The following is a 6,393-nucleotide window of genomic DNA, read 5'->3' as shown; positions in this document are numbered from 1 at the left end:
GGTGACGGTCGATATAAAGAAGCGTCGTGCCGTCGTCTTCGGTGTGGACCACGTGGCTGTTCCACAATTTGTCGTAGAGAGTCTGTGCCATGGTATGCGGGGATCGTAGTGGCTACATTGCAAAGCTGTCTGCAGATTATGCCACGCAGCGCGCGTCGGCTGCGCGCGAAACCCTGAAAAAACCGATAGAAAACAGTAGCTTGGCTGGTAGTGTCGATACCTGTATCGACGTTACCCGGCAGCGCGCGATACGGTCGTCCAACCGTCAATGAATTCAATCGATTAGCAGAGTTGGCGTAAAAAATGTATCGCTGAGCCGCCGTGAACGCGTGCTGGGCGGCTAACTTCACGCGCCCAACAAAGCAAAAGCCGACAGATTTTCATCTGTCGGCCACTGAGATTCAACGCTGGCAAATCACACCGAAGTGTCACGCGATAAAGCCGCTCAAACCACATCCCCCGATGTGGCTGCGCGTCGCGCGGCGGACTGCGTTGACGCCTTCTTCACCGCCTTGGCATTGCGCGGCGCGCGCCCGGCGCCCGCTGCGATCCGGGTGCGAAAACGCTCGCGGTATTCAGTGGGGTTGATTTGCAGACGGCGCGCGAAAACGCGTCGAAGCGCATCGGTGCTCTCAAACCCGCAGCGCCTCGCAATTTCGCGCAACGACAATTCGCTGCCTTCCAGATAACGTCGCGCAGCGTCGATGCGCGCATTGCTCAGGAAGGTAATCGGTGTCACACCGCATTCGCGTATGAAAGTCCGCGCGAGATTGCGCGGACTCATGTGAAGGCGTTCGGCGAGCGATGTCACCGTGTGATCGACGTCGAGATTGTCGAGAATGTACTGCTGTAGCGTACCCGCCTGCGACCCAGGCGCCGCCTGCGACTCCAGTAGCGGACTGAACTGCGACTGCCCGCCCGCGCGGCGCAGATAAACGATCAGGTATTTCGCGACATCGAGCGCCATCGCTTTGCCGAAATCTTCCTCGATCAGCGCCAGCGAAAGATCGATGCCCGCGGTGACACCGGCTGTCGTATAGATGCTGCCGTCGTTCACGTAAATGTGATCCGGTTCGATACGCGCCTTCGGAAAGGTCGCCGAAAGCCTCGGCACATCCATCCAGTGCGTCGTCACCACGCGGTTATCCAGAAGTCCGGCGGGTCCGAGCGCGAATAGCCCGTTACAGATCGCGCAGACGCGTCTGGCGCGCCGGTATTGCTGCCGCAACCATTCGCCGAGCGCCGGGTCGTCGAACGCATCGAAGATGCCGGGGCCGCCAGGCACGATAATCGTGTCGAATTCGGGACAGAGGTCGAAGATCGTGCGATCCGGCGTTACCGTCAGGCCGCTCGACGAATGGACCGTGCCACGCGTGGTCCCTATCGTGAGCATTTCGTACTCGCATTCGCCGCGACTGAGCACCTTCACTTCGCTGAACGCGTCGCGAGGCCCGGCGATATCGAGCAGCTGGAAACCGGGAAACACCAGCATGCCGATCTTGATGCGTTTCATCGAGTTCACTTGCGCATGCCTGAAACAGTTGGACATCGGTCGGAGTGTCGCGCGGCGCTGCGTCGTGCTTGCTACATCTACACCGCACGACATCCCGCTCAGGCGGTGGCAACGTCCCGCTCGTAACCTCTGAGTTTATAGAGCAACGCGGAGACGATCCATCCGACAATAAATATTCCGACGATCGCGTAGCCAAGTGTGCCGAAGTTGTCATTGAGCGAATCGACGATGTGCCAGAACGGTCCCGACAAACCCAGCACCTGCGACGCGATGCCCAGCGCCTCGATGCCGCCGATCAGCAACGCGATGACTGTCGAGATCAACGTGATCGTCAGGTTGTAGTACAGCTTGCGCAGCGGCTTCACGAACGCCCAGCCATACGCGCCCAACATCAGGATTCCGTCGGTCGTGTCGACGGTCAGCATGCCGGCCGCGAACAGGCACGGGAACACAAGAATCGTCCAGATCGAAAAACCCGCGGATGCCTGTGATGCGGAGGTACCGAGCAAGGCCACTTCGGTCGCGGTTTCAAAACCGAGCCCGAACAGGATGCCAAGCGGCAGCATCAGCCAGCTCGACCGGACCAGACGAAACAGCGGCCTGAACATGCGTGCGAGAACATTGCCGTCGAACTGCAGCAGCCGCGCATCGTCGCTGCGCGGTGCGCGTCCGTTTTTCATCTGACGGAACGCATGGATCAGGTCGGTGAGCAATACAACGTTGACTGCGCCGATCGCGAGCAAAAACGATGCGGACACGACGGTGCCGATCATCGCGCCGGCTTCCCTGAACGTGTCGAAATGATGGACCAATGCCTTCGTGGCCAACGCGACGACGACCGCGCCGACAATCACCGTTAGCGAATGCCCGAGCGCGAAGAAGAACCCGACCGAAACCGGGCGCTTGCCATCGTTCATCAGCTTGCGCGTGACATTGTCGATAGCGGCGATATGGTCCGCATCCATCGCATGACGCAGGCCAAAGCTGTACGCGAGAAACGCGGTCCCCACCAGCGCCGGCGACGCGCGCAGGACCACATATGCCCATACCCACGCGAACAGGTTGATCAGCGCCAGCATCACATACATCGTGACGATTCTGGCTCGCGTTGAAACGGTGCCGCGTTCGGTTCCGGTTTGCGTAGTCATCAAGCGGGTCCTATGCAGTAGATGCGGGTTGGAGTTGCTGATCACGACGCGGCAGCGGACGCGGGTCTGCGTGCGGTCAGCACGCGCTGGAGCTCGTCCGCGGATAACGTGCCGCTCGACTCGATCACGCTGACCAAAGCTTCGAGAAAGCGCTCGTAATAGTCCCAGCGCGGCTGGTTCGCGCATTCGATCGCTTCCCATCGGGCGATCGATGCGATCAGGCATTGCCTGAATTCTTCCCACTCGAAACACCCCGCCTTCGACAGCGACAGCGCAAGGCCGAACACGTCCCGCTCCCAGCGGTCCGTGAAGAACAGCTTGCCGTCGAGGTGCGGCGGCGCGTCAGATTCGCCGAGCATCGATGCCGCGGCATATTCCTCGAATCGCATGAACATCGCGCGCTCCCTGTCAGTGTGGCGCCGCGACCAGTGCGACGCCCATCATCGATTCCGGCGTAACCAGACCGGCGAGCGCGTCCTCACTCATGCCATCCGTATTCGCCGGGCGCTCGGGGATGACAAACCAGCGGATCTGCGCGCTACTGTCCCACACCCTCACCTCCTTGGCATCCGGCACGGCGACGCCGAATTCGCGCAGCACGGCGCGCGGTTCGCGCACACCGCGCGCGCGAAACACCGGGTCCTTGTACCAGTACGGCGGCAAACCCAGCACCGGCCACGGATAACACGAGCATAGTGTGCAGATGATCAGGTTATGCACGTTTTCGTCATTGGCGACGGCGGCCATGTGCTCGCCTTCGGCACCTGCCATGCCGACCGGCAGATCGAGTTCGGCAATCGCGGCCGGCGTGTCCGCGATCAGCCGTTTCTTGTAATCGGGATCGACCCACGCACGCGCGACGATTTTCGCGCCGTTGAACGGACCCGCGACCGTTTCGAAATGACGCAGCACCGTGTCGACCGAATCGCTGCCGATCACACCTTTCTCGATCAGCAGCGCCTCGAGCGCACGCACTTTTGCCGCACTGGTCGACTCGCGATCTTCCGGAAAATCAAACATTTCACTCATGTCGTTTGCCCTCGTGATTCAGTTAACAGCCAGCACGTATGCTTCGTACAGGTCCGCGTAAATCGTCGTATTGGGTTCGGTTTTATCCGGGCCCCAGATCTCGGTCGCATCGAATGCAACCCGGTAGACGGCCATCGGCTTGCCGACGCCGTCGACGCCGGTCGAAACGAAGTACGAGAAGTCGCCGGGATAGACAACGTCGACGGTGCCGGTCTTGTTGCGCAGATAGCCAGGAAGGCGCGTGTGATCGACGGGTGCGGGGTCGGCAATGCGAACTGTGTCACCCGCTGCAAAGCGCGGTGCATGAGCCGGTTCGTGATATCCGGAGTCGCCCTGCTGCAGATACGTGTTGATTTGCGTCGCAAGTGGCGCGTTCGGACGATCCGGTAGTGCTGCATCCGGATGAGCACGGTAAAACGCGGTTTTCTCCGTGAGTTCGTCGGCACGGATATAGCCCGCGTCGATAAAGAATTGCGCGATACCGCCGAGCCACTTCTCGTAGTAGCGGAACTTGAAGTACTCGAACGGCTGCATGCGTTCCGCGCCGGTGCGCAGCGACGCCCACGTCCAGTCGCTTTTGAAACGGGTCGGCAGATCCTTGACCGGATACGCACGCAACGCATCGGCCAGATGCGCGCTTTCGGCCATCATTGCAGTGTGAATACCAAAGATGCGCTGCTCCCACGGTTCGGCGAAAACTCGAGTATCGAGATTGACCGGCCCAAGGTTCTCGATACCTCCGATATGGTGCTGTAGTTTCACGGTGTGCTCCCAACGGGTAATGAATGCCCTGCGCGGTAACGCGCATGGATTGCAGGATGCGGGTTCTTAGTTGCGCTCGCGACGCACGGTGCGTCGCTTAATGCGGAAAATCCGCGACGGTCATCGAGGCAGTTCGCTTCGTCGCGTCGGCAACCGCTCGGGAACGCGCAGCCGGGTCTGCGACGCAATCGAGCAGTCCTGCGCGGAGCGCGTCCGCATCGAGCGCGCGACCGATCATGACAAAGCGGCTCGCCCGCGCTTCGCCGGCTGTCCAGCGCTTGCCGAAACTGCTTTCCATTAGCATGTGCACGCTGTGAAAATGCACGCGCCGCGCTTCGCCGCTCACGTTCAACACGCCTTTCATCCGCAGCAGCGATGCGCCCTGCGATTGCACGAGCTGATTCGCCCAGCGATTGAAGCGGACCGCATCGAGCTCGGCTTCGATATGAAATGCGCAGGACCCGATGCTGGTGTCGTGCTCATGGTCGTGCTCATCTTCAGAGAGCAGGCCAGGCTCGACGGCGAGCAGGTTGTCGATCGAGAAACCGCGCTGGCCGATCAGCCGGTCAATCTCTGCTGCGGAGCGCGTCACGAACTCCAGCGCCGCAGTCGGATTTAGTCCGCGGATGCTTGACTCGAGTGCGGCGAGGCACGATGGCGTGACGAGATCTGTCTTGTTGATCACCACGTGATCGGCGAACACAATCTGCTCGCGCGCGATGTCATCGCTCAGTTGGTCCCGTGCGTGGACTGCGTCGACTATTGCGATGACCGACTCCAGTTCGACGCGCTCGCGCACGTCCGGGTCGGCGAGGAAAGTCTGTAGTACCGGCGCAGGGTCCGCGAGGCCAGAGGTTTCCACAATCAGTCGTTCAAGAACGTCGCCGTAACGCTCGAGCAGTTCCAGCACGCTCGCGACGAGATCGCTGCGCACCGTGCAGCACACACAGCCGTTATTGATTTCGATGACGGCTTGCTCGTCCGCGACGATCAATTGCCCATCGATACCGACTTCCCCGAATTCGTTGACGACGATGCCAATCGACATCGGTCGCGTGCGCTCGAGAATATGGTTGACGAGGGTCGTTTTGCCCGCGCCAAGAAAGCCTGTGACGACCGTGGTGGGTATTTTCCTGAGACGCATCGTGTGACCTCGTGTGTCGCTTGTGGCACTGATATATCAACAAGATAAGGCTTTTTGTGCCGCAAAAACTCGGTTGTCCCGCTCAGTGGCGACGTTGTCAGAAACCCAAGGTCGCGATGGCGAAAAATGTTGGAACCGTCCAATACGGACAGAATCTGCGCGGCCTACGTGGTCGTTCGGCGCATGCCGCGCATGCAGCGCCTCAAGCTAGCTCACGCGCGCGTCGCGGTCGAAGGTCAGTGCATTTCCGGCTAGCTCGGACACCAGGCCGAACACCGCGCCGGTCACGAGCGCAGGGGCAGCGACAACAGCCGGATTCGACAAGCCTGACGTAGTGATCGCCTTGCCGGTCGCTACCGTTGTGCCGACGGTCGACGCAAAGCCCCAGACAATCGCCGGCAGCACGTCCAGCAGCTTGATTTTCGATGCCTGCACCATCGCCGCGCTGCCGATGCCGACGCAAATCGCAATCGCGATGTCGCTTTTGTTCGTTGTCGCGATCGCAAGCAGGGTCAGCGAACTGATTAGCAGGCCAGTGAGATTGGCTGCGAGACTCTTCACAAACCAGAATTCAATCGAACACACGGGCGAAAATGCAAAACGCCTCAACGGCGATCGAGCCGTTGAGGCGTTTGTTTCTTGCAGTCTGGCGCGACTGCGGCGTTATGCACCGCGCCGCACGCGACTGCGGAAGCGTCGCGCTTAGCGCTTCGCGAGCGGCTTCGCTTCGCGCGCGGTCTCGCCGATGAACAGCTGACGCGGACGGCCAATCTTCTGCTCCGGATCGGCGATCATCT

7 protein-coding genes are annotated in these 6,393 nt (G+C 60.5%); all 7 read right to left on the bottom strand.

What is annotated here, in order from left to right; genetic code table 11:
* Nucleotides 1-445: 445 nt before the first annotated feature.
* Nucleotides 446-1,513 (bottom strand): GlxA family transcriptional regulator, encoded by a 1,068-nt coding sequence (locus BX592_RS33355; RefSeq protein WP_134197599.1) that lies wholly within the window; start codon nucleotides 1,511-1,513, stop codon nucleotides 446-448.
* Nucleotides 1,514-1,611: 98 nt separating this feature from the next.
* On the bottom strand, nucleotides 1,612-2,661 hold the full coding sequence (locus BX592_RS33350; RefSeq protein WP_134197598.1) for a HoxN/HupN/NixA family nickel/cobalt transporter: 1,050 nt from the start codon (nucleotides 2,659-2,661) through the stop codon (nucleotides 1,612-1,614).
* Nucleotides 2,662-2,702: 41 nt separating this feature from the next.
* On the bottom strand, nucleotides 2,703-3,056 hold the full coding sequence (locus BX592_RS33345) for a nitrile hydratase accessory protein (RefSeq protein ID WP_134197597.1): 354 nt from the start codon (nucleotides 3,054-3,056) through the stop codon (nucleotides 2,703-2,705).
* 13 nt (nucleotides 3,057-3,069) lie between these two features.
* The gene (nthA, locus tag BX592_RS33340) at nucleotides 3,070-3,690 is read right to left on the bottom strand and encodes a nitrile hydratase subunit alpha (protein ID WP_134197596.1); all 621 of its coding nucleotides are present in this window, start codon (nucleotides 3,688-3,690) and stop codon (nucleotides 3,070-3,072) included.
* Nucleotides 3,691-3,708: 18 nt separating this feature from the next.
* On the bottom strand, nucleotides 3,709-4,452 hold the full coding sequence (nthB, locus tag BX592_RS33335; protein ID WP_134197595.1) for a nitrile hydratase subunit beta: 744 nt from the start codon (nucleotides 4,450-4,452) through the stop codon (nucleotides 3,709-3,711).
* Between the two features lie 97 nt (nucleotides 4,453-4,549).
* The gene (locus tag BX592_RS33330) at nucleotides 4,550-5,596 is read right to left on the bottom strand and encodes a CobW family GTP-binding protein (protein WP_134197594.1); all 1,047 of its coding nucleotides are present in this window, start codon (nucleotides 5,594-5,596) and stop codon (nucleotides 4,550-4,552) included.
* A gap of 207 nt (nucleotides 5,597-5,803) precedes the next feature.
* Nucleotides 5,804-6,157 (bottom strand): DUF1097 domain-containing protein, encoded by a 354-nt coding sequence (locus BX592_RS33325; protein WP_243849854.1) that lies wholly within the window; start codon nucleotides 6,155-6,157, stop codon nucleotides 5,804-5,806.
* Nucleotides 6,158-6,393 lie beyond the last annotated feature (236 nt).

Source organism: Paraburkholderia rhizosphaerae, from assembly GCF_004366595.1.
Taxonomy (GTDB): domain Bacteria; phylum Pseudomonadota; class Gammaproteobacteria; order Burkholderiales; family Burkholderiaceae; genus Paraburkholderia; species Paraburkholderia rhizosphaerae.
This window is presented reverse-complemented; position numbering and strand designations above follow the sequence as displayed.

Bases quoted from the DNA above. Each gene is read 5' to 3' on its own strand.
- BX592_RS33350 (WP_134197598.1), bottom strand. From the start codon at position 2,661: ATGACTACGCAAACCGGAACCGAACGCGGCACCGTTTCAACGCGAGCC.
- BX592_RS33355 (WP_134197599.1), bottom strand. From the start codon at position 1,513: ATGAAACGCATCAAGATCGGCATGCTGGTGTTTCCCGGTTTCCAGCTG.
- BX592_RS33330 (WP_134197594.1), bottom strand. From the start codon at position 5,596: ATGCGTCTCAGGAAAATACCCACCACGGTCGTCACAGGCTTTCTTGGC.
- BX592_RS33345 (WP_134197597.1), bottom strand. From the start codon at position 3,056: ATGTTCATGCGATTCGAGGAATATGCCGCGGCATCGATGCTCGGCGAA.
- nthA (WP_134197596.1), bottom strand. From the start codon at position 3,690: ATGAGTGAAATGTTTGATTTTCCGGAAGATCGCGAGTCGACCAGTGCG.